The sequence below is a fragment of the Shewanella sp. POL2 genome (genome assembly GCF_000282755.1).
Taxonomy (GTDB): Bacteria; Pseudomonadota; Gammaproteobacteria; order Enterobacterales; family Shewanellaceae; genus Shewanella; species Shewanella xiamenensis.
Genome location: NZ_AKZL01000225.1, coordinates 1 through 357, shown reverse-complemented (window position 1 = coordinate 357; position 357 = coordinate 1). Strand labels below are relative to the sequence as shown.

General features: G+C 50.4%; 1 protein-coding gene. It reads right to left on the bottom strand.

Annotated elements, in window-relative coordinates; all coding sequences use genetic code 11:
- Positions 1-357 (bottom strand): IS4 family transposase (locus tag SHEWPOL2_RS22170; RefSeq protein WP_037431939.1); only part of this gene is annotated, 357 nt, incomplete at both ends.

Sequence of the window (357 nt, the reverse complement as noted above, 5' to 3'; positions counted from 1 at the left end):
GTTCGAGTAGTCATAGAGTTTGTGTGCATGCTCTTGAATGCATCGACTCTGCATCGAGCGGACGACAAAGCGCTGTTGGTGCTGGGTTTTATAGGTCAGATATTCAAACAAATCAGCCTCACGGTCACAGACGGAAATCACCTTGTTGATATGCTCGCCTAAACGGGCAGACATATTGGCGGAGGCTTGTTCCCATTTGTAGCTCTCTTTTTCCTCGTAAGGGCGAGTAGCATGTTGGCGGCGTTGCCCGCGCTTAGTGATATCCCGCGTCCAACGCTGTTGCTCAATCAGCCCAACGACTTGCTGGCTTTGCGGTGAAAACAGCAAGATTGAATGCGCCAGAATGGCACGGTTTTT